At 67.4% G+C, this 25,982-nt stretch carries 20 protein-coding genes; 6 read left to right on the top strand and 14 right to left on the bottom strand.

Annotated elements, in window-relative coordinates:
- Window positions 1-40 precede the first annotated feature (40 nt).
- Together NTM_RS01495 and NTM_RS01500 are read left to right on the top strand one after the other, a co-directional pair.
- Window positions 41-355, top strand: a complete 315-nt coding sequence (locus NTM_RS01495; RefSeq protein WP_104862129.1) for a DUF3060 domain-containing protein — start codon at window positions 41-43, stop codon at window positions 353-355.
- A 2-nt stretch (window positions 356-357) separates the two neighbouring features.
- Window positions 358-750, top strand: coding sequence for a DUF3060 domain-containing protein (locus NTM_RS01500; protein WP_104862128.1), 393 nt, complete (start codon window positions 358-360; stop codon window positions 748-750).
- Here NTM_RS01500 and NTM_RS01505 read toward each other — a convergent pair.
- Genes NTM_RS01505 through NTM_RS01520 form a run of 4 tightly spaced genes read right to left on the bottom strand, consistent with a single transcriptional unit; the run spans window position 737 to window position 4,443 of the window.
- Window positions 737-1,504, bottom strand: a complete 768-nt coding sequence (locus tag NTM_RS01505) for a crotonase/enoyl-CoA hydratase family protein (RefSeq protein ID WP_179963864.1) — start codon at window positions 1,502-1,504, stop codon at window positions 737-739. The genes NTM_RS01500 and NTM_RS01505 overlap by 14 nt on opposite strands.
- Window positions 1,501-2,220, bottom strand: coding sequence for a PaaX family transcriptional regulator C-terminal domain-containing protein (locus tag NTM_RS01510; protein ID WP_104862127.1), 720 nt, complete (start codon window positions 2,218-2,220; stop codon window positions 1,501-1,503). Before NTM_RS01510 ends, NTM_RS01505 begins: the two co-directional genes overlap by 4 nt.
- A gap of 4 nt (window positions 2,221-2,224) precedes the next feature.
- A complete protein-coding gene (locus NTM_RS01515) occupies window positions 2,225-3,853 on the bottom strand; it encodes an acyl-CoA dehydrogenase family protein (RefSeq protein WP_163765217.1) in 1,629 nt (542 codons plus the stop codon).
- 50 nt (window positions 3,854-3,903) lie between these two features.
- Window positions 3,904-4,443, bottom strand: a complete 540-nt coding sequence (locus NTM_RS01520) for a hypothetical protein (RefSeq protein WP_163765218.1) — start codon at window positions 4,441-4,443, stop codon at window positions 3,904-3,906.
- Window positions 4,444-4,605: 162 nt separating this feature from the next.
- Here NTM_RS01520 and NTM_RS01525 point away from each other — a divergent pair, with 162 nt between their 5' ends.
- The 3 genes from NTM_RS01525 to purU are packed head-to-tail and all read left to right on the top strand — an operon-like array spanning window position 4,606 to window position 8,248.
- Window positions 4,606-5,652 carry a class I SAM-dependent methyltransferase gene (locus NTM_RS01525; protein ID WP_163765219.1) on the top strand — a complete coding sequence of 349 codons (1,047 nt, stop codon included), beginning with the start codon at window positions 4,606-4,608 and terminating at the stop codon, window positions 5,650-5,652.
- A gap of 6 nt (window positions 5,653-5,658) precedes the next feature.
- Window positions 5,659-7,356, top strand: coding sequence for a tetratricopeptide repeat-containing glycosyltransferase (locus NTM_RS01530; RefSeq protein WP_163765220.1), 1,698 nt, complete (start codon window positions 5,659-5,661; stop codon window positions 7,354-7,356).
- Window positions 7,357-7,360: 4 nt separating this feature from the next.
- Entirely contained in the window at window positions 7,361-8,248 is an 888-nt protein-coding gene (purU, locus tag NTM_RS01535) for a formyltetrahydrofolate deformylase (RefSeq protein ID WP_163765221.1), read from the top strand.
- Between the two features lie 119 nt (window positions 8,249-8,367).
- On the opposite strand, the gene NTM_RS28975 is transcribed toward purU, so the two are convergent.
- A complete protein-coding gene (locus tag NTM_RS28975) occupies window positions 8,368-10,548 on the bottom strand; it encodes a PGRS repeat-containing protein (RefSeq protein ID WP_163769337.1) in 2,181 nt (726 codons plus the stop codon).
- A gap of 769 nt (window positions 10,549-11,317) precedes the next feature.
- On the opposite strand from NTM_RS28975, the gene NTM_RS01545 reads away from it, so the two are divergent.
- The gene (locus tag NTM_RS01545) at window positions 11,318-12,160 is read left to right on the top strand and encodes an FkbM family methyltransferase (RefSeq protein ID WP_163765222.1); all 843 of its coding nucleotides are present in this window, start codon (window positions 11,318-11,320) and stop codon (window positions 12,158-12,160) included.
- 1 nt (window position 12,161) lies between these two features.
- Here the strand turns inward: NTM_RS01545 and NTM_RS01550 are convergent, their stop codons facing one another.
- The 9 genes from NTM_RS01550 to NTM_RS01590 all read right to left on the bottom strand — a co-directional run bounded on the left by NTM_RS01550 (window position 12,162) and on the right by NTM_RS01590 (window position 25,971).
- Window positions 12,162-12,917, bottom strand: a complete 756-nt coding sequence (locus NTM_RS01550; protein ID WP_163765223.1) for a deoxyribonuclease IV — start codon at window positions 12,915-12,917, stop codon at window positions 12,162-12,164.
- Between the two features lie 21 nt (window positions 12,918-12,938).
- Window positions 12,939-13,922 carry a calcium/sodium antiporter gene (locus NTM_RS01555; RefSeq protein ID WP_163765224.1) on the bottom strand — a complete coding sequence of 328 codons (984 nt, stop codon included), beginning with the start codon at window positions 13,920-13,922 and terminating at the stop codon, window positions 12,939-12,941.
- Between the two features lie 110 nt (window positions 13,923-14,032).
- Window positions 14,033-17,983, bottom strand: coding sequence for a DNA-directed RNA polymerase subunit beta' (locus NTM_RS01560; protein WP_104862119.1), 3,951 nt, complete (start codon window positions 17,981-17,983; stop codon window positions 14,033-14,035).
- Between the two features lie 39 nt (window positions 17,984-18,022).
- A complete protein-coding gene (rpoB, locus tag NTM_RS01565) occupies window positions 18,023-21,526 on the bottom strand; it encodes a DNA-directed RNA polymerase subunit beta (RefSeq protein ID WP_104862118.1) in 3,504 nt (1,167 codons plus the stop codon).
- Between the two features lie 274 nt (window positions 21,527-21,800).
- Window positions 21,801-22,418 (bottom strand): hypothetical protein, encoded by a 618-nt coding sequence (locus NTM_RS01570; protein ID WP_232079588.1) that lies wholly within the window; start codon window positions 22,416-22,418, stop codon window positions 21,801-21,803.
- 191 nt (window positions 22,419-22,609) lie between these two features.
- Window positions 22,610-23,656, bottom strand: coding sequence for an ABC transporter ATP-binding protein (locus tag NTM_RS01575; protein WP_104862117.1), 1,047 nt, complete (start codon window positions 23,654-23,656; stop codon window positions 22,610-22,612).
- Between the two features lie 180 nt (window positions 23,657-23,836).
- A complete protein-coding gene (rplL, locus tag NTM_RS01580; protein WP_104862116.1) occupies window positions 23,837-24,229 on the bottom strand; it encodes a 50S ribosomal protein L7/L12 in 393 nt (130 codons plus the stop codon).
- 36 nt (window positions 24,230-24,265) lie between these two features.
- Window positions 24,266-24,799, bottom strand: coding sequence for a 50S ribosomal protein L10 (rplJ, locus tag NTM_RS01585; protein WP_083145959.1), 534 nt, complete (start codon window positions 24,797-24,799; stop codon window positions 24,266-24,268).
- Window positions 24,800-25,065: 266 nt separating this feature from the next.
- Entirely contained in the window at window positions 25,066-25,971 is a 906-nt protein-coding gene (locus NTM_RS01590) for an ROK family protein (RefSeq protein ID WP_163765225.1), read from the bottom strand.
- Between the last annotated feature and the right edge of the window lie 11 nt (window positions 25,972-25,982).

Below are 25,982 nucleotides of genomic sequence, written 5' to 3' on the forward strand. Positions count from 1 at the left end.
AGTACTGGCCGTGAGTGCTTTGGCGGCCTCTGCCGCGCTGATGTCCACGTCACCGGTGGCGCAGGCCGAGAACGGCGACACCCACATCACCGGCGTCGGCGTGGTGCGCACGGTGGACTGCAAGGGCTCGACACTTTTCGTCAACGGTAACGGAAATCAGGTGTTCGCCCTCGGCGAGTGCTACGCGGTCACGGTCCAGGGTTCGTCGAATCTGATCGTTGCCGACAACGTCGTCAACGACATCACCGTCTACGGCTGGGATCAGAAGGTGCTGTACAAGAACGGCTCGCCGTTCGTCTGGGACCGCGGTCGCGAACTGGGGATGACAAACCAGATCAATCGGGTACCCGCCTAGGTATGACAGCCCGCCCCCTCGCCTGTGCCTGCGCAACGATCGCCCTCGCACTCGCGGGATGCGGTGCTGGCGGTGGTGACGACCCGTCCGCGACGGTGGGGACGTCCGGTGCGCAGGTCGAGATCGGTAACACGATCAACTACGGGTCGTTGGGCACGACCGCGGAGATCGACTGCGCCGACGGCAAGGCGTTGAACATCGGCGGCTCGAACAACAGCCTGACGGTGATCGGGACGTGTTCGAACGTCAACGTCGGCGGCGCCGACAACAAGATCAGCATCGAGCGGGTCGACGGACGGCTGTCCGTTGTCGGCCTCAACAACACCGTGACCTACCGCGACGGCGACCCGGCGATCAACGACACCGGGACCAACAACAGCGTCACGAAGGGTTAGCCCTGGCGCCGTGCCGTCCCGCACCCGCGCTGAAGCGCGCCGCACCTTCGAGCGACTCGGCCGCGACCCGGGACAGGCTGCCGAACTCGACGTCCATCGCATCGGCCTCCGGCATCCCCCACTGGGTCAGCGTCGACATCCGGTCCGAGCGCAGGCACTGCTGGGGTAGCTCCGCGAGCTCGGCTGCCAGCTCCTCGGCCTTCTGCCGCGCCTGTCCGGTCGGCACCACCCGGTTGGCCAGCCCGATCGCCAGCGCCTCGTCGGCATCGACGGCGCGGCCGGTCAGGATCAAGTCCATCGCCCGGCTGTGCCCGATCAGCCGCGGCAACCGCACGGTGCCGCCGTCGATCAACGGCACCCCCCAGCGCCGGCAGAACACGCCCATCACGGCGTCCTGTTCGACGATCCGCAGATCGCACCACAACGCCAGCTCGAGGCCGCCCGCGACCGCGTAGCCGCTGATCGCCGCGATCACCGGTTTCGACAGCACCATCCGGCTCGGCCCCATCGGCGCGGGTCCGGTGCGGTGCAGCGGATTGGTCCGGTCGGTGCCCATCGCCTTGAGATCGGCACCCGCGCAGAAGGTTCCGTTGTCCCCGCACAGCACGGCCACCGACGCGGTGTCGTCGGAGTCGAACTCGCCGAACGCCTCGTAGAGCTCCAGAGCGGTCGGTCCGTCGACGGCGTTGCGCGCCTCGGGCCGGTTCATCACGACCGTCGTCACCGCACCATTGCGCTCCACCCTGATGCTCATCCGGCCTCCGTCAGCTCGATACCGTCACGCCGCGCGATCATCTCGGCGGCGAAGTCGTGGTAGGCGGCCCGCACCGCCGCACCAGGCCAGCCGGCGGGCAGCAGCTCGGCGGGCAGTACCGGATCGGTCAGCAGGTGCCGCACGATCGCCGCGGCGACGACGAAGCGCCCGGGCACGTCCTGCGCGGCGGCCATCTCCGAGAGCATGTGCCGCCCTTTCTGCGCCCAGCCGGTCAGGTCCCACAGCGTGGCCGCGAGTTCGGCCGGCGCGACGTCGCGCGACGACAGGACGCGCACCCGGGTGGCGATCTCCTCGCCGAGTTCGACGTCGACGTTGGCCGGCCGCAGCCAGACTCCTTCGCGGAGCTCTCCGAAACGCTTGTCCTGCAGGGCGTTCCGCAGTGCGGACCGGGTGCGTGCATCGCCGCCGACGCTGGTGACGATCAGCGTCGTCCAGCTGCCGTCCCAGTCGCGCGACCGTGGGCTGATGGCGTCGTCCTGGCGGCGCTGCCGGGTCAGCAGGCGCTCCGAGAGCCGGTAGCCGTCCTCGGAGCGCACCAGGTCCCCGGCGGCGACCATCCTGGTCAGCGCGACCCGCACCGTCGGCTCCCGGATTCCGAAATCCGCGGTGAGCCTGATCAATTCGGCGGCTGTCGCGCACGCCGGGTGTGCGCCGAGCATGACACTGAGCACCACCGACCGCGCGGTCATGCGCATGCGATCAGGCCTTGACGAGGGCGCGCTCGATGATCGGGGCGAGATCGAGGCCGGTCGGCAGGGTGCCGAACGCACCGCCCCACTGGCCGCCGAGCCTGCTGGCGAGGAACGCCTCCGCCACCGCCGGGTGGCCGTGGCGCACCAGCAGCGAGCCCTGCAGCGCGAGCGAGATGTCCTCGGCGACCTGACGCGCGCGGTATTGGATCGACTCCGGGTCGCCGAGCTGCGGCCGGAGGCCGGCGACGTGGCGGTCCAGCCGCTGGTCGTGGCCCGCGGTGGTCTCCAACTCGTCGAACAACACATCGATACAGGCGGGGCGAGTGGCCATGGCGCGCAACGTGTCCAACGCGCTGACGTTCCCGGAGCCCTCCCAGATGCCCATCAGCGGGGCCTCCCGGTACAGCCGGGGCATTCCGGAGTCCTCCACGTAGCCGTTGCCGCCAAGGCATTCCATCGCCTCGGCCGCGTGCGGGGTGGCCCGCTTGCAGATCCAGTACTTCGCGGCGGCCAAACCGATTCTGCGCAGCAGGGTTTCCCGCTCGTCGCCGCGGACCGCGTGGTCGGTGGCACCGGCCATCCGCATCGCCAGCATGGTGGCCGCCTCGGCCTCGACGGCCAGGTCGGCGAGCACGTTGCGCATCAGCGGCTGGTCGATCAGATAGGCGCCGAAGGCCGTCCGGTGCTGGGCGTGGTGCACGGCGCGCATCAGGCCGTTGCGCATGCTGGTGGCGCTGCCCAGTGTGCAGTCGAGGCGGGTCAGGTTGACCATCTCGATGATGGTCGGGACCCCGCGCCCCTCCTCGCCGACCAGCCACGCGGTCGCGCCGTCGTATTCGACCTCGCTGGACGCGTTCGCGTGGTTGCCCAGCTTGTTCTTGAGGCGCTGCAGAAACATGCGGTTGCGGGTGCCGTCGGGGAGCACCCGCGGCAGGAAGAAACAGCTCAGCCCGCCTGGCGCCTGGGCCAGCACCAGGAACACATCGCACATCGGCGCCGAGGTGAACCACTTGTGGCCGCGCAGCGAGTACGTGCCGTCCCCGTTGACGGTCGCCTCCGTGGTGCCCGCACGCACGTCGGAGCCGCCCTGCTTCTCGGTCATCGACATACCCGCGGTGATGCCGGCCTTGGTGGCGGGCACCGCGAGTTCGGGGTCGTAGACGCGACTGGTCAACAGCGGCTCGTAGACGGCGGCAAGGTCCGGGTTGTGCCGCAGCGCGGGCACGACGGCATACGTCATCGAGATCGGGCAGATGTGGCCGGGTTCCGGGGTCCACACCGACGTCTTGGCCGCGCGCACCACGTGCGCGCCGGGACGGTCGTCGGCCCACGGTGCGGCATGCAGGCCGTGGCCCACCGCGACGGACATCAACTGGTGGTAGGCCGGGTCGTACTCGACCTCGTCGATACGATGGCCATAGCGGTCGTGGGTGTGCAGCACGGGCTGGTTACGGTCGGCGAGTTCGCCCCACCGCTGGGCGGCGACGCTGCCGCCGAGCGCCCCGAGCTCGGCGACCTCGTCGACCCCCCACTCCCCGCCTTCCCGGATCAGCGCCTCGGCCAGCACCGGGGATGCGGCGAGGTTGAAGTCCTCCAGCGGCGGGGCCTGATTGGTGACGACATGCGTGTCCGACATGCCTCCACTGTTACATCAAACGAACAATCGCACAAGAACTGTAATACGGGCTACGCGCTGCAGATCCTGGCCAGATCCTTCTGGGCCGCCTCGGCCTCACGCATCCGGCCGGCCTGCAGCTCGTCGTCGTTGGTCGCACCGGCCAGCGCGTTCACGCCGATGAGTTGCAGCGTCGTACCGAACTTGCGCGCCGCATCCGAGAGCTCCTGCGGCGTGTCCTCACTGATCTGACCGAGCAGATACTCGCCGCCACCGAGCATCGCCAGCCGCGCGTTGGCCGCGACCGCCTCGACAGCCGCCGGTTCCGGCCCCATGTTCGCGTTGGTCTGAAGCTGCACACCCATCGAAACGACGTGGGCGGCGGTGCAGACACGCTCTTTCGCATTACCGGTCAGCGGCGCTCCGGTGGCCGACACGGACTGCTGTTCGGGGATGCTCAGCAGTGCCCACACGGCGAGCCCGACCGCAATCAGCGCTACCAGCAACGCGATTGGGGTAAGCGGGGAGGTCGTGCGGGTGACCTTCTGAGGCGTACGCGACACCTTCAGTTCGTCATTGGTATCGGATGTCTGCGCTCTGCGATCGGTCACGACGCGAATGGTAGAGCCATGACCGCGTCGGCACGCCGGTACGGCTGAATTGGCGGCAGATCGACGACCTGGCCGTCGCGCCGACTTTTTGTCCCTTCGCAAAGGCCTTGTTGTGTATCCTCATCCGGCGGGGGCTTTTTCATTCTTACCGGGGGTTTTCACATGTCGATCGACACGGCCTACATGCGCGACGCGCTGACGCGGAGACTGCTCCGCCGAGGGGTCTCTGGCGGGACGATCACGCTGCCGGCGGTACCGGCCATGGTCGATGAATATGTTTCCATGTGCAACAAGATTTTTGCCGCACTGGGACGCAGATTCAACAACGACGAACTCGCCCACCTGCGCACGTTGCTCGCCAAAGAGCTGGCTAACGCTTTCGAGGGATCGAACCGGTCCAACATCATCATCACCTATGACGCTCCGGTCGGAACGGTGCTGAATTACCACATTCAGCCGCAGTGGGCCTCGTTGGCGGACACCTACGACAACTGGGCCGCCACCCGCAAACCGCCGTTGTTCGGCACCCATCCCGACGCCAGGGTCGCGGCGCTGTCCGCGCAATTCGCCGATCCGACCACGGCGCGCGTGCTCGACATCGGCGCGGGGACCGGCCGTAACGCGCTGGCGTTGGCCCGCAAAGGTCACCCTGTCGACGCGGTCGAACTGAGCCCGAAGTTCGCCGAGATCCTCCGCGAAGAGGCCTACAGGCATCTGCTGAACGTCCGGGTCATCGACCGGGACATCTTCGACTCGCTCGACGACCTGCAGAAGGACTACCAGCTGATCATCCTGTCCGAGGTGGTATCGGATTTCAGCAGCCTCGAGCAGCTCCGCGCCGTCTTCGAGCTGGCCGCCGAATGCCTCGCTCCGGGTGGGCAACTGGTGTTCAACGTCTTCATGCCGAAGCCGTTCCACATGTCCGATGACGCGGTGAACGCGCTGGCACAGGCGGCTCGCGAGCTGGGACAGCAGGTGTATTCGGCGATCTTCACCGGCGAGGAGATCGACACCGCATCCGCCGGCCTACCCCTGCGCCTGATGACCAACGACTCGGTATACGACTTCGAGAAGGAGAACCTCCCCGCCGGGGCGTGGCCGCACACCGGTTGGTACGCGGAATGGGTCAGCGGACAGGACCTCTTCGACCTGCCGCGGGAACAGTGCCCGGTCGAGATGCGTTGGCTGGTCTACCAGAAGACGGCATAACCGCCGATGTCCGGCGACAGGCCCACGATCTGCCTGAACATGATCGTGCGCAACGAAGCACACGTCGTCCACGAGGTCCTCGACTCGGTTGCCCCGTACATCTCGTCGTGGGTGATCGTCGACACCGGCTCCGAGGACGGGACCCAGGACAAAGTCCGCGATCACATGGCGGCGCTGGGCATTCCGGGCGAACTGCACGAACGCCGGTGGCGGGACTTCGGACACAACAGGTCCGAGGCGCTCGATCTCGCCCGCGGTCGCGCCGACTACATCTGGGTGATGGATGCTGACGACATCGTGGTCGGAACACCCGATTTCAGCGACCTGACCGCCGACGTCTACCAACTGCATTACGGGCCGGACGTGTTCTATTGGCGTCGTCAGCTCTTCCGCGACGGGATGCCGTGGCGCTACGTCGGGGTACTTCACGAGTACGCCGACTGCGATGTGCCTTTCAGCGAACAGAGATTGGAAGGCGACTACTACATCGCATCGCGGCGGCTGGGCGGGCGCAACCTGGACCCGCAGAAGTACCAACGCGATGCCGAGATCCTGCTGGCGGAAGTCGAACGAAACCCCGACGACCCCCGTTCGGTGTTCTACCTCGCCCAGAGCTATTTCGACTACGGCGACATGGAGAACGCCCGCCGGTGGTATGCCCGGCGCGCCGAGATGCCGGGCTATGACGAAGAGACCTATTACTCGCTCGCCCGGGTCGCGGAATGCATGCTGCGCCTCGGCGAGCCGTGGCCAGACGTGCAGGATGCCTACCTGCGCGCCTGGGAGTTTCGGCCGTCCAGAGCGGAGCCGCTCTACTCGATCGCGAGCTGGTACCGAAGCCACGAGCGTTACCAGCTCGGATACCTTTTCGCCAAACGTGCCGCAGACATCCCGGTCCCGCAGGCTGATTCGCTGTTCGTCGCGACGGACGTGTACACCTGGCGTGCCGACGACGAGCTCGCGGTCTGCGGTTCCTGGGTCGGCGAGCACGAGGAGTCGTTCGCCCTGTGCCGGAGAATGCTCGCCCGCGACGACATCCCGGAAGAGGATCGCCAGCGGATCGCCGCAAACCGCGACGTCTGCGTTCCCGCGCTGCTCGACAGTTTCGTCGGCTATCCCGGAACCCGGATCTCGGAGCTGGGCTCCGCGCCGTTCGGCGCCGATGTCACCGTCACCGTCGTCGCAGGACCGGACCGCAGTGCGGTCGAGCAGACGCTGAACTCGTTCGTCCAGTGTGCGTCCGACGTTTCACGAGTCGCCCGGATCCTGGTCGCCGATATGGGGTTGTGGCCCGAAGACAGGTCTGCGCTACGTGAGCTCTACCCGTCCATCGAGTTCCGGCCGTTCCCACCGGGGGCACGTCCGATGCAGATTCGCGCCGACGTGTCGACGCGGTACTGGCTGTATCTGGGCATGGGTTACCGGTTCTTCGCGCAGGAGGATTATCTCAAGCGGCTGACGGCGGTTCTCGACGCCGAGCCCGACGTCGCGCAGGTCGGCATCAACTTCCGGGATGCCAGCAAGCCCGAAGGGGCGGTGGCCACCCTGGATTCCGTCCGCCGCAGCGAAGGCACGGGACGCTACGTGCTGGCCGAGTCGGCCGTGCAGGGACCCGCGATGTTCGACTGCGCCCGGTGGCAGGGGGGCCAAACGGCCTGGAACGCTGCCACACTCGACGAAGTCCTCTGCGTCCTGCAAGGCTGAGGCGATGTCGGAACACACTGGCCCCGAGCTGCACGGACCGAAAGACATCGGCCGGCTCCTACTGCGCTGCGCGGACCGGCCCGGGCTCGTCGCGGCCGTCAGCACGTTCCTCGCCGACGTGGGCGCCAACATCGTGTCCCTGGACCAGCACTCCACCGAGCGCACCGGTGGGACGTTCATGCAGCGCACCATTTTCCACCTGCCCGGCCTGAGCGCAGCCCGCGACAACCTGGAGCACGAGTTCACCGAGCGTGTCGCGAATCCCTTCGACATGGATTTCCGGCTCACCGAAGCCGCCAAGCCCAAACGCGTGGCGATCATGGCTTCCAAGGAAGACCACTGTCTGCTGGATCTGTTGTGGCGCAACCGCCGCGGCGAGCTGGACATGTCCGTGGTGATGGTGATCGCGAACCATCCCGACCTTGCTGATGCGGTCCGGCCGTTCGGAGTGCCGTTCATCCACGTGCCCGCCCGCAGGGATATTCGCGACGAAGCCGAGCAACGTCAGCTCGATCTGCTGCGGGGCAACGTCGATCTGGTGGTGCTGGCCCGGTACATGCAGATACTGACCCCGAACTTCATCGAAGCGGTGGGGTGCCCGCTGATCAACATTCACCATTCGTTCCTGCCGGCGTTCATCGGCGCGTCGCCGTACCGGCGGGCCAAGGAGCGCGGCGTAAAACTCGTCGGGGCGACAGCGCATTACGTGACCGAAGACCTCGACGAGGGCCCGATCATCGAGCAGGACGTCGTCCGGGTCGACCACCGGCACAGCGTCGACGATCTGGTCCGACTCGGCGCCGATGTCGAACGTGCCGTGCTGTCACGAGCCGTGTTGTGGCACTGCGAAGACCGCGTGATCCGGCACGGCAACCAGACCATCTGCCTTTAATTCTCTGCGATCAGCCCGGGAGCATCGCTCTCGGGTTCTTCTGGGCGCGAAAAACGCTGCGCGAGATAGGGGAAGGCCCCCCTCCCGAAGGAGGGGGGCCTACCCGATCGGTTGTCGGACTAGTCAGAGTCTGCCTTCGAGCCTCCGCCTGCGCCACCGGCACCACCGGCACCACCGGCACCGCCGGATCCACCGGATCCACCGGATCCACCGGACGAACCGGATGCGCCGCCGCCGGGCTGTCCGGCCTGTCCGGCCTGTCCGGGCTTGCCGGCTTCACCGGCCTTTCCGGCAGTGCCGCCGGCACCCTTGGCACCGGTCGCACCGGTCGCACCGGTCGCACCGGCCTTACCGGTCGCGCCGGCCTTACCGGTCGCGCCGGCAGTGGTGCCCGCTGCACCCGAGGCGCCGGCCTTACCGGTCCCGCCCTGAGCTCCGGTCGCACCGGTAGCGCCCTTGGCACCCGTCGCACCCGCAGCACCGCTGGCGCCGGTCGCACCGGTCGCACCGGCCTTGCCGGAGCCGCCGACGCTACCGAAGATGCCTCCGGCACCGGCCTGGCCGGCCTGGCCGCCCTGGCCGCCTGCGCCGCCTGCACTGCCGCCGGGGCCACCTGCGCCGCCTGCGCCGCCTTCACCGCCGACGCCGCCGAGGCCACCGGCACCCGCAGCACCGCCGTCACCGCCGGGGCCGGGATCGCCGCCTTCACCGCCGGCGCCACCGACGCCCGCCGCTCCGCCGGGTCCACCGGGCCCGCCGGTGCCACCGGCACCGCCCTCACCCGCGGCGCCGCCTGCGCCGCCGGTTCCGCCGGTTCCGCCGGTGCCGCCCGTGCCACCCTGGCCGCCCTGGCCGCCGGCACCGGTCGCGCCATTGCCGAGACCGCCGGTGCCACCGGTTCCGCCGGTTCCGCCGGTTCCGCCGACGCCGCCCGTGCCGCCGTTGCCGCCCTGGCCGCCGACGCCGCCCGTGCCGCCCGTGCCGCCGGTGCCACCCGTGCCACCGGTTCCGCCGGTGCCACCCGTGCCGCCCGTGCCACCCGTGCCACCGGTTCCGCCGGTGCCACCGACGCCGCCCGTGCCACCGGTGCCACCGTTACCGCCGGTTCCGCCGGTTCCGCCCGTGCCGCCGGTTCCACCGGTACCGCCCGTGCCGCCGGTGCCGCCCGTGCCGCCGGTGCCGCCCTTGCCGCCGTTACCGGCGTTGCCGCCCTTACCGAACAGGCCGCCGCTGCCGCCGTTACCACCGTTACCGCCGAGGCCGCCGACGTTGCCGGTGCCGCCCTGGCTGGTCGAGTCGGCGCCCTTGCCGCCGGTGCCGCCGGCGCCGCCCTGACCGCCCTGGCCGCCGGCAACGCCGGTGAGACCCTTGAGGCCAGTCAGACCCTTGTTGCCGGTCGCGCCGGTACCGCCGTCGCCGCCCTGGCCACCGATGCCGCCGGGCGTGCCGGTTCCGCCCGTGCCGCCGGCCGCACCGGTGCCACCGACTCCGCCGGCTTTACCGGCTTCACCGGCACCGCCGATACCGCCGATACCGCCCGTTCCACCGGTACCGCCGGTGCCACCGGTGCCGCCGCTTGTCCCCGGGGCGCCCACGGTGCCCACGGTGCCGGTCGCACCGGCCGCGCCATCGGCACCGGTGCTACCGGCGGTGCCCGGACCGCCTTGGCTGCCAGCCGATCCGATCCCGCCGACTGCTCCCGCGGCGCCCGGGGTTCCGGCCGCGCCCGCCTCGCCGATCGGCGGCAGGCCGGGCAGGCCGGTCTGACCACCGGTGGCGCCGCCGTTCGAGCCGACGACATCACTGGTCACGCCGACCGCGCCGGCCGCACCCTGGGCCCCGATCGTGCCGATCGTGCCGATGGTGCCGATGACGCCGTCGCCGCCGTTACCACCGTTGCCACCACGGCCGAACAGGGCGAATGCACCGGCGTTGCCACCGTTACCGCCGGCGGCACCCGCACCGCCGTTGCCACCGTTGCCGCCATTGCCGCTCAGCGCGCCACCGGCACCGCCGTTACCGCCCGCGACACCTGCGATGGTGCTGTTCCAGCCGTTACCGCCGTTGCCGAAGAGGATGCCGCCGGCCTGGCCGTTCGGGTTCTCGGCGGTGCCGTCGGCGCCGTTGCAGATCAGGCCGCAAGCGCGGCTGTAGTCGACCGCGTTGGCCAGTGCATTGGTGGTCGGGTTGGCCCCGCCACCGAGGTTGAGCAGGTACCAGGGATCGGCCGAGTCCGTCGACGTCAATTGAATGGCGGCGGTCACGGGACCAGCGCCCCCTGGAGGCGCCAGGAACATCATTCCGGCAGCCAACATGCCCGCACCGGCGAGGCCGGTGGTGATTACAGGGCGGACCACACTCTTGGTACCGCCAGACTTTTGCTTACGTCGATTGGACAAGGCGAACAACCCCCTACTGAGAAACCCGATCGGTGCCTGCAGGAGCGCAGACGCTGGGAAATTAGCACCGGGAAATGCCTGCTAGAAGCTTTTCCGCCGCCCCGATCCCAGAGAGGTTGCGCATGCAAAAAGATTGCCCCCTCGACTTTGTGCATATGCAAATATTTTCCTCTTCGTAAGTTTGCTAGATCGCCTCTGCATCCGTAGAGAACGAGCAGGTCACAAGCTATGGACAACCGAGGGGCGGCGTGCATTGTCAGGACATCCGCCATCTACAGCGGCCCGTGTTTGACAGAGTGTCAAGAGGCACCCGGAGAGCAAATTCGTTTGGCGTTGCGAACCGGCGCTGAGCCACCCTTCTCGCACACGTTCCTTCGGATGCCCGACCGTGACCCCGGACGCGCCTCGTTTCTGCCGAAATCCCCCGTGCGACAACGCTGTCCATAATCCGAAACGTCGTCAGCCGTTCGGATGACGACAGCGAACAGCAAATGTGGGAATACTTCGTGCAAGGTTGCCTGCCGGCTGTGAGTCACCCTGGATAATCCGCGTAACGAACCCCGGTGATGCAAGATTCGGCGCGCTCTCGGCGCAGCACGATAGATTCGTCGCGCACCGCCACCGTTCTGCATCACCGCATGAAGGCGAATCCCACAATGAGCACCACACCATGAGCACTGCGTTCCGCGATCTCTTGTCACCCGAACGGCTGACGGACGTCGTCGACATCGGGGCGAACCCGATCGACGGTCAGCCCCCGTACCTGCCGATGTTGACCGCCGGACTGTGCCGGGTGACCGGATTCGAACCCCAGCCGGAGGCGCTGCGAGTCCTCCAGGACAAGAAGGGTCCCTACGAGCGCTATCTGCCGCACGCGGTCGGCGACGGAAAGCAACACACGCTCAACATCTGCCGAGGCTCAGGGATGACCAGCCTGTTCGAACCGGACCCGGACACCCTGGCGCTCTTCGATGTGCTCCAGCCATACGCCGAGGTGCTCGACCGGGTGCCCCTGGACACCCGTCGTCTCGACGACATCGACGAGATCGAGCACCTGGACTACCTGAAGATCGACATCCAGGGCGGCGAGCTCGCGGTGTTCAGCAACGGCAGCGGCAAGCTCGCCGACGCCGTCGCCCTCCAGACCGAGGTCTCCTTCGTGTCGCTGTACAAAGATCAGCCGACGCTCGGGGACATCGACGTCGAGCTGCGCCGCCAGGGCTTCATTCCGCACTGCTTCGCCGCCGTCAAGCAGTGGCCCATCGCGCCGTACGTTGTCAACGACAATCCCCGGTGGGCGCTCAACCAGCTCCTGGAGGCCGACATCGTCTACGTGCGCGACTTCTCCCGGCCGGACTCGATGAGCGACGAGCAGCTCAAGCATCTCGCGCTCATCGCCCACCACTGCTACGGCTCGTTCGACCTGGCGACGCGGTGCGTGTTACTCCTCGAGCAGCGGGGCACCCTGGAAGCCGGTGCCCGGCAGCGGTATTCGGAGATCCAGGCCGGCTGACTCAGCGGCCGAGGTGTTCGCGCAGGAACGCGATGTCGTCCTTGCGCCCCTCGTCGGACGTCTCGCAGATGACGGGTGCGCCGGCAGCCTCGACCACCGCGACCAGCAGTTGCGGATCGATCTGTCCGGTACCGAAGTTGGCATGCCGGTCCGCACCCGAGCCTGCCGCATCCCGGGAGTCGTTGCAGTGCACCAGGTCTAAACGCCCGGTGATGCCCTTGATCCGTTCGACGGCGTCGATCAGCGCCTCGCCCGCGGCCCAGGCATGGCAGGTGTCCAGGCAGAAGCCGATGCCGGTGTCGCCGATGTGGTCCCACAGCCGGGCGATCGTGTCGAAATGCCGGGCCATGGCGTGGTCCCCGCCCGCGGTGTTCTCCAGGTACACCGGGACGTCGGTGTTCAAGCTGGCGAGCGCTTTCACCCAGCGCTCGAAGCCGGCGTCCATGTCGTTGTCGTCGGCGTGGCCGCCGTGCACGATCACCGCGGTGGCGCCGATCGCCGACGCGGCGTCGCAGGTGTCCTGCAGGATCTTGCGGGACGGGATGCGCACCCGGTTGTTGGCCGACGCGACGTTGATCAGATACGGCGCGTGCACGTAGATCGGCAGCGGTGAGGCTTTGAGCACCTCCGCGTCGTCGCGCGGCGGTGGCTTCTTCCAGCTCTGCGGGTTGCCGAGGAAGAACTGCACCACGTCGGCGCCGTCGGCCTCGGCCGCGGCCAGGGGATCGTCGCCGTGGACATGCGAACCAATGAGCACGGCGTCGAGTCTAGCGAGAGCCTAACTCTGAGTAGTCAGCACGAACACCAGATACGCGACGTAGGCCGCGACCATCAGGCCGCCCTCGCCCCTGCTCACCCGCCGGCCCGACAGGAAGATCGGGATACACATCAACGCGACGACCACCATCACCGGGATGTCGACCCGGACCAGGCTGTCGGGTAGTGCGAGACCGTTCGCCGGAACCAGGCACGTGACGCCGAGGATCAGCAGGATGTTGTAGATGCTGCTGCCGATCAGGTTCCCGATCGCGATGTCGCGGTCTCCACGCAACGTGGTCATCACGGTGGTGACCAGCTCGGGCGCCGAGGTACCGATTGCCACGACGGTCAAACCGATCAGCGCGTCGGACACACCGAACTGACGCGCCATCCCGACCGCGCCGTCGACCAGCCAGTCCGCGCCGATGACGACGATGATGATGCCGCCGATCGTCATCGCGACATGTGTCACCGTCCGCCGCTTGCCGTGTGTCGTCGCCGAGGCCGGCTCCGGGGCGAATTCGGACGCGAACTCGGCCGCGATCGCCAGGCTTTCGCGTCGGGCCGACCACATCACCGCCGCGGTATACCCGACGGCCGCGGCGACCAGGACAGCACCGTCGAGCCGAGAGAGATGTCCGTCGGCGGCCAGCGCCCAGAACAGCAGGGCGGCAACGGCCATCATCGGCAGCTCGAACCGGATCGTCCGCATCTCCAGCGCCAGCGGCACCAGTAGCGCGCTCAGACCCAGAATCAGCAGGATGTTGACGACATTGGTTCCGGCGATGTTGCCGACCGCGAGCGCACCGCTGCCGTCAGCCGCCGAGACGACGCCGACGGCGAGCTCGGGCGCGCTGGTCCCGATCGAGACCACGGTCAGTCCGATGACGATCGGGCTGATCCCCAGCCGGGCAGCCACGGCCGCACCACCTCTGACCATGACCTCCGCACCGACGATCAGGACCAACAGACCGACCGCAAACCACAGCGCGTTCATCAGCATCCCGGGCAGATTATCGGCTCGCAGACGTGGCGGCCGGGCGGCCCCGGAACGGGGAAACCCCCGCCCTCCTCAGAGGAGCGGGGGTTCCCGTGCGACGTGACTCTGACGACCTACCGGTAGTCGGAGTAGCCGTAATCGTCCAGCGGCACCGCAGCGCCGGTGGCCTGGCCGAAGTCCGGGCTGTAGTACTGATCCTCGTAGGACGGGATCGTGTACGCCGCAGCGCGGGCCTCTTCGGTCGGCTGAACCTGGATGTTGCGGTACCGGTTGATGCCGGTACCGGCCGGGATCAGCTTGCCGATGATCACGTTCTCCTTCAGACCCTGCAGCTTGTCGCTGCGGCAGTTGATCGCCGCATCGGTCAGCACGCGGGTGGTCTCCTGGAACGACGCCGCCGACAGCCACGAATCTGTGGCCAGCGACGCCTTCGTGATACCCATCAGCACCGGACGGCCGGCCGCGGGCTCGCCGCCCTCGGCCACGACGCGACGGTTCTCGGTCTCGAACTCGCCGCGCTCGGTCAGCGAGCCGGGCAGGAACTCCGTCGCACCCGAATCGATGATCGTGACCCGACGCAGCATCTGCCGGACGATGACCTCGATGTGCTTGTCGTGGATCGACACACCCTGGGCGCGGTAGACCTCCTGGACCTCCTTGACGAGGTGGATCTGCACCTCGCGGGGACCCTGGATGCGCAGCACCTCATGCGGGTCGGCCGAGCCTTCCAGCAGCTGCTGTCCGACCTCGACGTGGTCGCCGTCGGTCAGCAGACGCTCGGAGCCGTCCTCGTGCTTGAACACCTTCAGGCGCTGACGACGCGAGAGCTTGTCGTACACGACCTCTTCGCCCCCGTCGTCGGGAACGATGGTGATCTTGTAGAACTTGTCGCTCTCCTCCAGCCGGACCCGGCCGGACACATCGGCGATCGGGGCACGGTTACGCGGAACGCGCGCCTCGAACAGCTCCTGCACACGGGGCAGACCACCGACGATGTCGGCGCCGCCGGTGACACCACCCTGGTGGAAGGTACGCATGGTCAGCTGCGTGCCGGGCTCACCGATGGACTGGGCGGCGACGATGCCGACGGCCTCGCCGATGTCGACCAGCTTGCCGGTGGCCATCGAACGGCCGTAGCACATCGCGCACACGCCGGTACCGGTGCCGCAGGTCAGCACGGAGCGGACCTTGACCTCGGTGATGCCCGCGGCCAACAGCGCATCGATGGCCGGGTCACCGAGGTCATGCCCACGCTCGACGACGACATTGCCGTCGGCGTCGACCGCATCGGTGGCCAGCGTCCGCGCGTACGCGGAGGTCTCGATGTGCTGATCGCGCACCAGCTGGTCACCCTGCAGTTCGGCCAGCGTGACGGTGATGCCACGCTCGGTCTCGCAGTCGGTCTCGCGGACGATGACGTCCTGCGACACGTCGACCAGACGACGGGTCAGGTAGCCCGAGTCGGCGGTACGAAGCGCCGTGTCGGCCAGACCCTTACGCGCACCGTGGGTGTTGATGAAGTACTCCAGCACCGTCAGGCCCTCGCGGAACGAGGACTTGATGGGACGCGGGATGAACTCACCCTTCGGGTTGGTCACCAGACCCTTCATGCCCGCGAGCGTGCGGGTCTGGGTGAAGTTACCCGTGGCGCCGGACTTCACGATCGTGATGATCGGGTTGTCGGCCGGGTAGTGAGCCTCCAGCGCCTTACCGACCTCTTCGGTCGCGTCCTGCCAGATCTTCACCAACGCTTCGTTGCGCTCGTCCTTGTTGAGCTTGCCGCGCTGGTACTGCTTCTCGATGCCGTCGGCTTCGGTCTCGTAGCGCTCGAGGATCTCCTGCTTCTGCGGGGGAACCAGCACGTCGGCCATCGACACGGTGACACCCGAACGGGTGGCCCAGTAGAAGCCGGCATCCTTGAGCTTGTCGACGGTCTGCGCGACGACGATCATCGGGTAGCGCTCGGCCAGATCGTTGATGATCCGGGCCTGCACCTTCTTGTGCATCTGCTCGTTGACGAACGGATAGCCCTTGGGCAGCAGTTCGTTGAACAGCACCCGACCCAGCGTGGTCTCGGCGGTCCAGGCGTCGCCCGGGTTCCAGCCGTTCTCGAACAGCTGCGCCTCGATGTCGGCCGGCGGACGCTGGTTGGTCAGCCGCACCTTGATCTTGGCCCGCACGCTCAGCGCGCCACGGTCCATCGCCATGATGGCCTCGGCCGGGCTGCTGTACACACCCGTCTCCGCCTGATCCTTGCCGGCGGGGGCGAATTCGCCCTTGTCGCCGTCGATCTCGGTGGTCAGGTAGTACAGGCCGGTGACCATGTCCAGACGCGGCATGGCCAGCGGGCGGCCCGACGCCGGCGACAGGATGTTGTTCGAGGACAGCATCAGGATGCGGGCCTCGGCCTGCGCCTCCGCGGACAGCGGAAGGTGCACGGCCATCTGGTCGCCGTCGAAGTCGGCGTTGAACGCCTCACACACCAGCGGGTGCAGCTGGATTGCCTTGCCCTCCACCAGCTGCGGCTCGAAGGCCTGGATGCCCAGGCGGTGCAGCGTAGGTGCGCGGTTCAGCAGCACCGGGTGCTCGGCGATGACCTCTTCGAGAACATCCCACACCTGGGGGCGCTGACGTTCCACCATGCGCTTGGCGCTCTTGATGTTCTGCGCGTGGTTCAGGTCGACCAGACGCTTCATCACGAACGGCTTGAACAGCTCGAGAGCCATCAGCTTCGGCAGACCGCACTGGTGCAGCTTCAGCTGCGGGCCGACGACGATGACCGAGCGGCCCGAGTAGTCGACGCGCTTGCCGAGCAGGTTCTGACGGAACCGGCCCTGCTTGCCCTTGAGTAGATCCGACAGCGACTTGAGCGGACGGTTGCCCGGCCCCGTGACCGGACGGCCGCGGCGGCCGTTGTCGAACAGCGCGTCCACCGACTCCTGGAGCATGCGCTTCTCGTTGTTGACGATGATCTCGGGGGCGCCGAGGTCGATCAGTCGCTTGAGCCGGTTGTTGCGGTTGATGACGCGGCGGTACAGGTCGTTCAGATCGGAGGTCGCGAACCGGCCGCCGTCGAGCTGAACCATCGGGCGCAGCTCCGGCGGGATCACCGGAACGGCGTCGAGGACCATGCCCATCGGCGAGTTCCGGTTCGTCTGGAACGCCGCGACGACCTTGAGTCGCTTGAGCGCACGCAGCTTCTTCTGGCCCTTGCCGTTCTTGATGGTGTCGCGCAGCGAGTCTGCCTCGGCGTCGATGTCGAAGGTCTCGATGAGCTTCTTGATCGACTCGGCACCCATGGCGCCCTCGAAGTACTCGCCGTAGCGGTCCTGCAGCTCGCGGTAGAGCATCTCGTCGACGATCAGCTGCTTGGGAGCGAGCTTGGTGAACGTCGTCCAGATCTCGTCGAGCCGGTCCAGCTCACGCTGGGCCCGGTCGCGCAGCTGCCGCATCTCGCGCTCGCCGCCGTCGCGGACCTTGCGCTTGACGTCGCTCTTGGCGCCCTCGTCCTCGAGCTCCTTCATGTCGGCTTCGAGCTTCTGGGCCCGGGCCTCCAGGTCGGCGTCGCGCTGATCCTCGATCGCCTTGCGCTCGACGGCCATCTCGGCCTCCAGCGTGGAGAGCTCGTTGTGGCGCATCTCGTCGTCGACGGAGGTGATCACGTAGGCCGCGAAGTAGATGATCTTCTCGAGATCCTTCGGCGCCAGGTCGAGCAGGTAGCCCAACCGGGACGGCACGCCCTTGAAGTACCAGATGTGCGTGACGGGTGCGGCCAGTTCGATGTGGCCCATCCGCTCACGACGCACCTTGGCGCGGGTCACCTCGACGCCGCAGCGCTCACAGATGATGCCCTTGAACCGGACGCGCTTGTACTTACCGCAGTAGCACTCCCAGTCGCGAGTCGGTCCGAAGATCTTCTCGCAGAACAGGCCGTCCTTCTCGGGCTTGAGCGTGCGGTAGTTGATGGTCTCCGGCTTCTTGACCTCGCCGTAGGACCAGTTGCGGATGTCGTCCGCGGTCGCGAGACCGATGCGGAGTTCATCGAAGAAGTTGACGTCGAGCACGTAACTCCCTTTCCCCTTGCGGGTGTTGAAACTTGACTATCAGGCCAGGTCTTCGACAGATGCGGATTCGTTGCGGGACAGGTTGATTCCGAGGTTGGCAGCGGCACGCTCCAGGTCCTCGTCGTCACCGTCACGCATCTCGATCGCCGCACCGTCCGAAGACAGGACCTCGACGTTGAGGCACAGCGACTGCAGCTCCTTGAGAAGCACCTTGAACGACTCCGGGATGCCCGGCTCGGGGATGTTCTCGCCCTTGACGATGGCCTCGTAGACCTTCACGCGGCCGACCGTGTCGTCGGACTTGATGGTGAGCAGCTCCTGCAGCGTGTACGCCGCGCCGTAGGCCTGCATGGCCCAGCACTCCATCTCGCCGAATCGCTGACCACCGAACTGCGCCTTACCACCGAGCGGCTGCTGGGTGATCATCGAGTACGGACCGGTCGAGCGGGCGTGGATCTTGTCGTCGACCAGGTGGTGCAGCTTCAGGATGTACATGTAGCCGACCGTCACCGGGTACGGGAACGGTTCACCACTGCGGCCGTCGAACAACGTCGCCTTGCCGTCGGCGTTGACCATGACCTCACCGTCGCGGTTCGGCAGGGTCGAGCCGAGCAGGCCGGCGAGTTCGCCTTCCTGCGCACCGTCGAACACCGGGGTCGCGACCGTGCTGTTCGACGGAGCCGCGTACAGCTCCTCGGGCAGCTTGGACGCCCAGTCCGGTACACCGGCGGCGACGTCGATGTTCCAGCCCGCCTTGGCCACCCACCCGAGGTGGGTCTCCAGGATCTGGCCGATGTTCATACGACGCGGCACACCGTGGGTGTTCAGGATGATGTCCACCGGGGTGCCGTCCGGCAGGAACGGCATGTCCTCGACGGGCAGGATCTTGCCGATGACGCCCTTGTTGCCGTGACGTCCGGCGAGCTTGTCGCCGTCGGAGATCTTGCGCTTCTGGGCCACGTAGACGCGGACCAGCTCGTTGACACCGGCAGGCAGCTCGTCGTCGTCCTCGCGGGAGAACACGCGGATGCCGATGACCTTGCCGGACTCACCGTGAGGCACCTTCAGCGACGTGTCGCGGACCTCGCGGGCCTTCTCACCGAAGATGGCGCGCAGCAGGCGCTCCTCGGGGGTCAGCTCGGTCTCGCCCTTCGGGGTGACCTTGCCGACCAGGATGTCGCCGTCGCGGACCTCGGCGCCGATGCGGATGATGCCGCGCTCGTCGAGATCGGCGAGCACCTCGTCGGAGACGTTCGGGATGTCCCGGGTGATCTCCTCGGCGCCCAGCTTGGTGTCACGGGCATCGATCTCGTGCTCTTCGATGTGGATCGAGGTGAGCACGTCCTCTTCGACCAGACGGTTCGAGAGGATGATCGCGTCCTCGTAGTTGTGGCCTTCCCACGGCATGATCGCCACGAGGAGGTTCTTGCCGAGCGCCATCTCACCGTTCTCGGTGCACGGGCCGTCGGCGAGGACCTGGCCCGACTCGACACGCTGGCCGGCGTCCACGATCGGACGCTGGTTGGCGCAGGTGCCGTGGTTGGAGCGGGCGAACTTGCGCATCCGGTAGGTGTGCCGGGTGCCGTCGTCGGCCATCACGGTGATGTAGTCGGCCGAGACTTCTTCGACCACACCGGCCTTCTCGGTGACGACCACGTCGCCGGCGTCGATCGCGGCGCGCAGCTCCATACCGGTGCCCACGAGCGGGGCCTCGCTACGGACCAGCGGGACCGCCTGACGCTGCATGTTCGCACCCATCAGGGCGCGGTTAGCGTCGTCGTGCTCGAGGAACGGGATCATCGCCGTCGCGACCGACACCATCTGGCGCGGCGAGACGTCCATGTAGTCGACCTCGGAGGCCGAGACGAACTCGACCTCGCCGCCCTTACGGCGGACCAGGATCTTCGCCTCGGTGAACCGGTTGTCGGCGTCGATCGGCGAGTTGGCCTGCGCCACGACGTGGCGGTCCTCCTCGTCGGCGGTCAGGTACTCGATCTCATCCGTGACGACCCCGTCGACCACCTTCCGATACGGCGTCTCGATGAAGCCGAACGGGTTGACCCGGGCATACACCGACAGCGAGCCGATCAGGCCGATGTTCGGACCCTCAGGGGTCTCGATCGGGCACATCCGGCCGTAGTGGCTGGAGTGCACGTCGCGGACCTCGAGGCCGGCGCGCTCACGGGACAGACCGCCGGGACCCAGCGCCGACAGACGGCGCTTGTGGGTCAGACCCGACAGCGGGTTGTTCTGGTCCATGAACTGCGACAGCTGGCTGGTGCCGAAGAACTCCTTGATCGCCGCCACGACGGGACGGATGTTGATCAGGGTCTGCGGCGTGATCGCCTCGACGTCCTGGGTGGTCATGCGCTCACGCACGACGCGCTCCATGCGGGACAGGCCGACCCGGATCTGGTTCTGGATCAGCTCGCCGACGGTACGCAGGCGGCGGTTGCCGAAGTGGTCGATGTCGTCGACCTCGACGGGAACCTCGACCCCACCGGGGGCGGTCATGACCGTGTCGCCCTGGTGCAGACGCACCAGGTACTCGATTGTCGCGACGACGTCCTCTTCGGTCAGCGTCGAGCTGGTGATCGGCTGACCGGCGTTGAGGCCGAGCTTCTTGTTGACCTTGTAGCGGCCGACGCGGGCCAGGTCGTAGCGCTTCTCCTTGAAGAACAGGTTCTCCAGCAGGGTCTGCGCGGACTCCTTGGTCGGCGGCTCGCCCGGGCGCAGCTTGCGGTAGATGTCCAGCAGCGCCTCGTCGGTGCCTGCGGTGTTGTCCTTCTCCAGCGTGCTCATCATGATCTCGGAGAAGCCGAAGCGCTCCGTGATCTGCTCGTTGGTCCAGCCGAGCGCCTTGAGCAGCACGGTGACGGGCTGACGGCGCTTGCGGTCGATCCGGACGCCGACGGTGTCGCGCTTGTCGACGTCGAACTCCAGCCATGCACCGCGGCCGGGGATCACCTTGACGCTGTGCAGCGTCTTCTCGGTGGACTTGTCGATGGTCTCGTCGAAGTACACACCGGGCGAACGGACGAGCTGCGACACGACGACGCGCTCGGTGCCGTTGATGATGAAGGTGCCCTTTTCGGTCATCATCGGGAAGTCGCCCATGAAGACCGTCTGGCTCTTGATCTCGCCGGTGTTGTTGTTGATGAACTCGGCCGTGACGAACAGCGGAGCCGCGTACGTCATGTCCTTGTCTTTGCACTCGTCGACGGGCGCCTTGACCTCGTCGAAGCGCGGATCGGAGAACGACAGCGACATCGAGCCGGAGAAGTCCTCGATCGGCGACAGCTCTTCGAGGACCTCCTGCAGACCGCCCTTGGGGTCAACGTCCCCGCGGTCGACCGCGCGCTGGAACCAATCCTCGGAACCGATCAGCCATTCGAACGACTCGGTCTGAACGTCGAGAAGCCCCGGAACCTCAAGAGGCTCACGGAGCTTGGCGAAGGAAATTCGATTTGGTGCTCCGGGAACGGAGTTGTTAGTGGTTGACTCGATCTGGCGGGACCCTGCCAAGATGCATCCTTCCAGCACCTCACGCGACTCTGCCGGAAGCCATTCGGGATCCGCGTCGTCGCTTATCTGCGTCGGTTCGGCTGGCTTTGGCCAGCCACCCGGACGCACGGCACGCGACTAGATCGCTGAGCAGGGCTCAGACAGAACCAGGCGGTTGATGCGGATGAGGATGGGCAGGGCGCAGCCAGCGCAACGTCCAACGATAGCGCAAGACGGCGCATTCCTCAACCTTGGAGGCAGCGTTGTGAACCAGGGAACCGTGGGCGCTGGCTGGCGTCCGCTCTCATCACTGTCACCCGGGTACACATTGCTGGCCAATAGATTGGCCCGCTTTCGCCCTTCCGTCAAGAGATAGGAGCGTGTCTCGCGCAGAAAGTGCCGACTTTTCTGTGACCGAATCGACGGTTTGACCGGCGCAGGTGGCGAAGTCGATATCGAACAGGATCTTGGCCCCGAGGGTGAACACCCAGTCGATCAGCGTCGGACGGGTGGCAGGCACCGGCAGCACATGGGCGGTGGCGGTCCCTTTGCTGGTCTCGATCTGCAGCGTCTCAGCCGGCTGGCCGTAGAACCCGGAGGCGGCCGTGCCGGTGAACATGTCGTCGAGCCAGCCGGCGCTGATCATCTCGGCGGCCCGGGCGTTCGCAGGCTTCGGCCACCCGGTGACGAGGTTCATCGCCGCCTGCACCAGCGGGTTGCCGCCGGTCATGGCGTCGCCGTGGGAGCTGTCGGCCAGCATCACACCGTTGAAGCCGCCCGGTCGCCAGGTCTGCAGGGCGGTGTTCGTCGTCCCGGACAGATTCCAGTAGTAGGCCCGCGCGGCGAGGTTGTAGATCGGGAAGTCCGGCGGCAGCTTGGCCAGCGCGCCGGGGGTGACGGCGCCGAAGCCGACACCGTCGAGCATCACCACGCCGGCGAGGCGGTCGAAGGAGCCGAAACCCCGGCGGTGACCATCCCGGCACCCACCCACACCGACCACCGGTCGTGCCTCGCAGACGCTTTCGCCGACGCCCGGATTCGGCCCTGAAGACGACTGTGGGGCCTATGTACGCGGATCGGGTGAATCACGTACACAAGCCCCACAGCCGAAGTCGAGCTAACTCAGCGCTCCTCGCTGACCGGGATGCGACCGGTCGGCGCCTCGTCGTCGTGGCGCACCGAGCGGTTGTTGGTCCCATCGAGGTCGGCGCGGATCGCTTCCTGCGCGGCAGGCGGCAGCGTGTGCATGATCTCGCGCACGCGGGCCTGGCGGCGGGCGACGGCCTTGCGCTCGGGCATCCCGGGCGTGGCCGCGACCTGCGGCGGTACGCCCTCGATCTCCTCGGTGCCGCCGTCGTGGTGACCGGCGTCGACCATGGCCTGTTCCTCGGCCATCGTCGACTCGTCCTTCTCCTCGGACATACCGATCGGGCCGATACGGCGGCCGTTGAGGAACTGCTTGACGACCGGCTCGTCAGAGGTCAGCAGCACCTCACGGGGGCCGAACATGACCAGGTGCTTGCGGAACAGCATGCCCATGTTGTCGGGCACGGTGCGGGCGATGTTGATGTTGTGCGTGACGATCAGGATCGTGCAGTCGATCTGCGCGTTGATGTCGATCAGCAGCTGCGACAGGTAGGCGGTGCGGACCGGGTCGAGACCGGAGTCGGGCTCGTCGCAGAGGATGATCTGCGGATCGAGCACCAGCGAGCGGGCCAGACCCGCGCGCTTGCGCATACCGCCGGAGATCTCGCCCGGGAACTTCGTCTCGTCGCCGCCCAGACCGACCAGGTCGAGCTTCTCCATGACGATCTTGCGGATCTCGGATTCCTTCTTCTTCGTGTGTTCACGAAGCGGGAACGCCGTGTTGTCGTAGAGGTTCATCGAGCCGAACAGCGCGCCGTCCTGGAACATGACGCCGAACAGCGTGCGGATCTCGTAGAGCTCCTTGGCAGAGCACTCGATGATGTTGGTGCCGTCGACGATGATCTTGCCGCGCTCGGGGCGCAGCAGACCGATCAGCGACTTCAGGAACACGGACTTGCCGGTACCGGACGGCCCCAGCAGAACGCTCACCTCACCTGCAGGAAGGTCGAAGGTGACGTCCTCCCAGATTCGCTGGGACCCGAAGGACTTCGTCAGTCCCTCAACCTGAATACCGATGCCCACGCGATTCCTCCCGCTGGTGCCGAACAGTCATCACCACACGCATCCCGCCTGTGGCTTGAGTCACTGTAACCTACTCGCCTTCGGCGCCACACTCGGTCGCCGGAAACGACTGTGGGGCCGGTCTGTTTGCCAGACCAGCCCCACAGCTGACGTGCCGGTTGATACCGGCGTCGATACGTCTTACTTGACGGTCACCGTAGCGCCGGCGGCCTCGAGCTTGGCCTTGGCGTCGTCGGCGGCTTCCTTGTTGACCTTCTCCAGCAGCGGCTTGGGGGCGCTGTCGACGAGGTCCTTGGCTTCCTTGAGGCCCAGGCCGGAGACGATCTCGCGGACGACCTTGATGACGCCGATCTTCTTGTCGCCGGCACCTTCGAGGATGACGTCGAACTCCGACTGCTCCTCGGCGGCCTCGGCGGCGCCACCACCGGCGGCGGGGCCGGCAGCGGCCACGGCGACCGGGGCGGCCGCGGTGACGTCGAAGGTCTCCTCGAACTGCTTCACGAACTCAGAGAGCTCGAGCAGGGTCATTTCCTTGAACGCGTCGAGCAGTTCGTCGGTGGACAACTTGGCCATGGTGATTCCTTATCTGTTTTCGGGTTGGTGGTCTGGTTACGCGGCGTCGGAGTTTTCCGAAGCCTTCTTCTCCTGCAGAGCTGCGGCCAGGCGGGCGACCTGGGACGCGGGCGCAACGAACAGCGCCGCGGCCTGGGACTGCTTCGCCTTGAGTGCGCCGGCCAGCTTGGACAGCAGCACCTCGCGCGATTCGAGATCGGCGATCTTGTCGACCTCGGACACGGACAGCGCCTTGCCGTCCATGTAGCCGCCCTTGACGACGAGCGCCTTGTTCTCCTTGGCGAACTTCTTCAGCGCCTTGGCGGCGTCGACCGGCTCACCCTCGATGAACGCGATGGCGGTCGGGCCGGTGAAGAGCTCGTCGAGCCCCTCGATGCCCGCTTCCGCCGCGGCACGCTTCACCAGGGTGTTCTTGGCGACGGTGTAGGTCGTGGACGAACCCAGCGACCTGCGCAGCTCGGCAAGATGGGACACCGTCAGGCCGCGGTACTCGGTGACGACGGTGGCCGTCGCCTCCTTGAACTTCTCGGCGATGTCGGCGACCGCGGTGGCCTTGTCAGCCTTGGCCATGCTTGCCTCCTCGTGATGGTTGGATGCCCACCAACCGACGCTCGCGAGGGGCCGGAAAACACGAACGCCCCGACGCAGACAGGTCGGGGCGTACAAACAGCACATGAATGTGCCGGCCTCGTCCTCCTGCGTGGGCCGCCGGGATCTGATGAGCCGCTTGCGCGAAGAACAACAGATGTATCCGGACCTTCAACCGATTCGCTTACGCAAATAGGTGACCGACGGTCTTCGGTGGAACCGGGCAAGAATAGCCTGTCGCACCCCGGTCAGCCAAAACGCGGCATCACCAGTGCCGCCGCACCGACCAGCCCGGCGTCGCCGCCGAGCTCGGCGGGGACCACCCGCAGCCCGGCCAGGAAGTCGAGGCCGGCGTATGTCGCCAGCGCCGCGCGCAGCGGATCGAACAGCAGGGCGCCGGATTTGGCGACGCCGCCCCCGATCACGACGAGGTCGAGGTCGCAGACCGCCGCGACCGACGCGATCATCCGCGCGATCGCATCGGCACCGTGGCCGAACGCCCGCAGCGCGACCTCGTCGCCGCGGCCGGCGGCCTCGGCGAGTTCCCGGGCGTCGGCCCCGCGCCATCCGTGCGCGCGCGCCCACGCCGCGATGTGCGGTCCCGACGCGACGGTCTCCACGCATCCGCGGCCGCCGCAGGTGCACGGGGCACCGGCGGGTTCGACGACGACGTGGCCGACGTGGCCGGCGTTGCCGGTCCTGCCGTGAAACGGTGCGCCGTCGAGGATCAGCCCGCCCCCGATCCCGGTCGACACGACGATCCCGAGCAGGAACGGCGCCCCTCGGCCCGCGCCGCGCCACCACTCCCCCAACGCCATGCACAGCCCGTCGCCGCCGAGGCGCACCGGCAGTCCGGTGGCGGCCGCGACCCGTTCGACGATCGGGAAGCGCTGCCAGCCGGTGATGTTGATCGGGCTGACGGTGCCCGCGGGGACGTCGACCGGCCCGGCCGACCCGATCCCGACCGCGGCGACCGGCGCGCCGGCCGTCGCCAGGGTGTCCGCCAACAGCGCCGCGAGGGCATCCCACACCGCGTCGGCGTCGCCGGCCGGAGTCGGGGTCTGTGCGCGGTGGACCAGGGTGCCGCCGCCGTCGACGAGTCCCGCGGCGAGCTTGGTGCCGCCGATGTCGAGGGCCAGGGTCAGATCGGTCATGTCGGTGCCTG

It is taken from the genome of Mycolicibacterium parafortuitum (assembly GCF_010725485.1).
Classification (GTDB): domain Bacteria; phylum Actinomycetota; class Actinomycetes; order Mycobacteriales; family Mycobacteriaceae; genus Mycobacterium.

What these genes read in the sequence shown, in the direction of transcription:
- purU (WP_163765221.1), top strand. Translation starts at nt 7,361, where the DNA reads ATGTCGGAACACACTGGCCCCGAGCTGCACGGACCGAAAGACATCGGC.
- NTM_RS01530 (WP_163765220.1), top strand. Translation starts at nt 5,659, where the DNA reads ATGTCCGGCGACAGGCCCACGATCTGCCTGAACATGATCGTGCGCAAC.
- NTM_RS01505 (WP_179963864.1), bottom strand. Translation starts at nt 1,504, where the DNA reads ATGAGCATCAGGGTGGAGCGCAATGGTGCGGTGACGACGGTCGTGATG.
- NTM_RS01545 (WP_163765222.1), top strand. Translation starts at nt 11,318, where the DNA reads ATGAGCACTGCGTTCCGCGATCTCTTGTCACCCGAACGGCTGACGGAC.
- rplL (WP_104862116.1), bottom strand. Translation starts at nt 24,229, where the DNA reads ATGGCCAAGTTGTCCACCGACGAACTGCTCGACGCGTTCAAGGAAATG.
- NTM_RS01510 (WP_104862127.1), bottom strand. Translation starts at nt 2,220, where the DNA reads ATGCGCATGACCGCGCGGTCGGTGGTGCTCAGTGTCATGCTCGGCGCA.
- NTM_RS01515 (WP_163765217.1), bottom strand. Translation starts at nt 3,853, where the DNA reads ATGTCGGACACGCATGTCGTCACCAATCAGGCCCCGCCGCTGGAGGAC.
- NTM_RS01590 (WP_163765225.1), bottom strand. Translation starts at nt 25,971, where the DNA reads ATGACCGATCTGACCCTGGCCCTCGACATCGGCGGCACCAAGCTCGCC.
- NTM_RS28975 (WP_163769337.1), bottom strand. Translation starts at nt 10,548, where the DNA reads ATGATGTTCCTGGCGCCTCCAGGGGGCGCTGGTCCCGTGACCGCCGCC.
- NTM_RS01495 (WP_104862129.1), top strand. Translation starts at nt 41, where the DNA reads ATGTCCACGTCACCGGTGGCGCAGGCCGAGAACGGCGACACCCACATC.
- NTM_RS01525 (WP_163765219.1), top strand. Translation starts at nt 4,606, where the DNA reads ATGTCGATCGACACGGCCTACATGCGCGACGCGCTGACGCGGAGACTG.
- NTM_RS01500 (WP_104862128.1), top strand. Translation starts at nt 358, where the DNA reads ATGACAGCCCGCCCCCTCGCCTGTGCCTGCGCAACGATCGCCCTCGCA.
- rplJ (WP_083145959.1), bottom strand. Translation starts at nt 24,799, where the DNA reads ATGGCCAAGGCTGACAAGGCCACCGCGGTCGCCGACATCGCCGAGAAG.
- NTM_RS01555 (WP_163765224.1), bottom strand. Translation starts at nt 13,922, where the DNA reads ATGCTGATGAACGCGCTGTGGTTTGCGGTCGGTCTGTTGGTCCTGATC.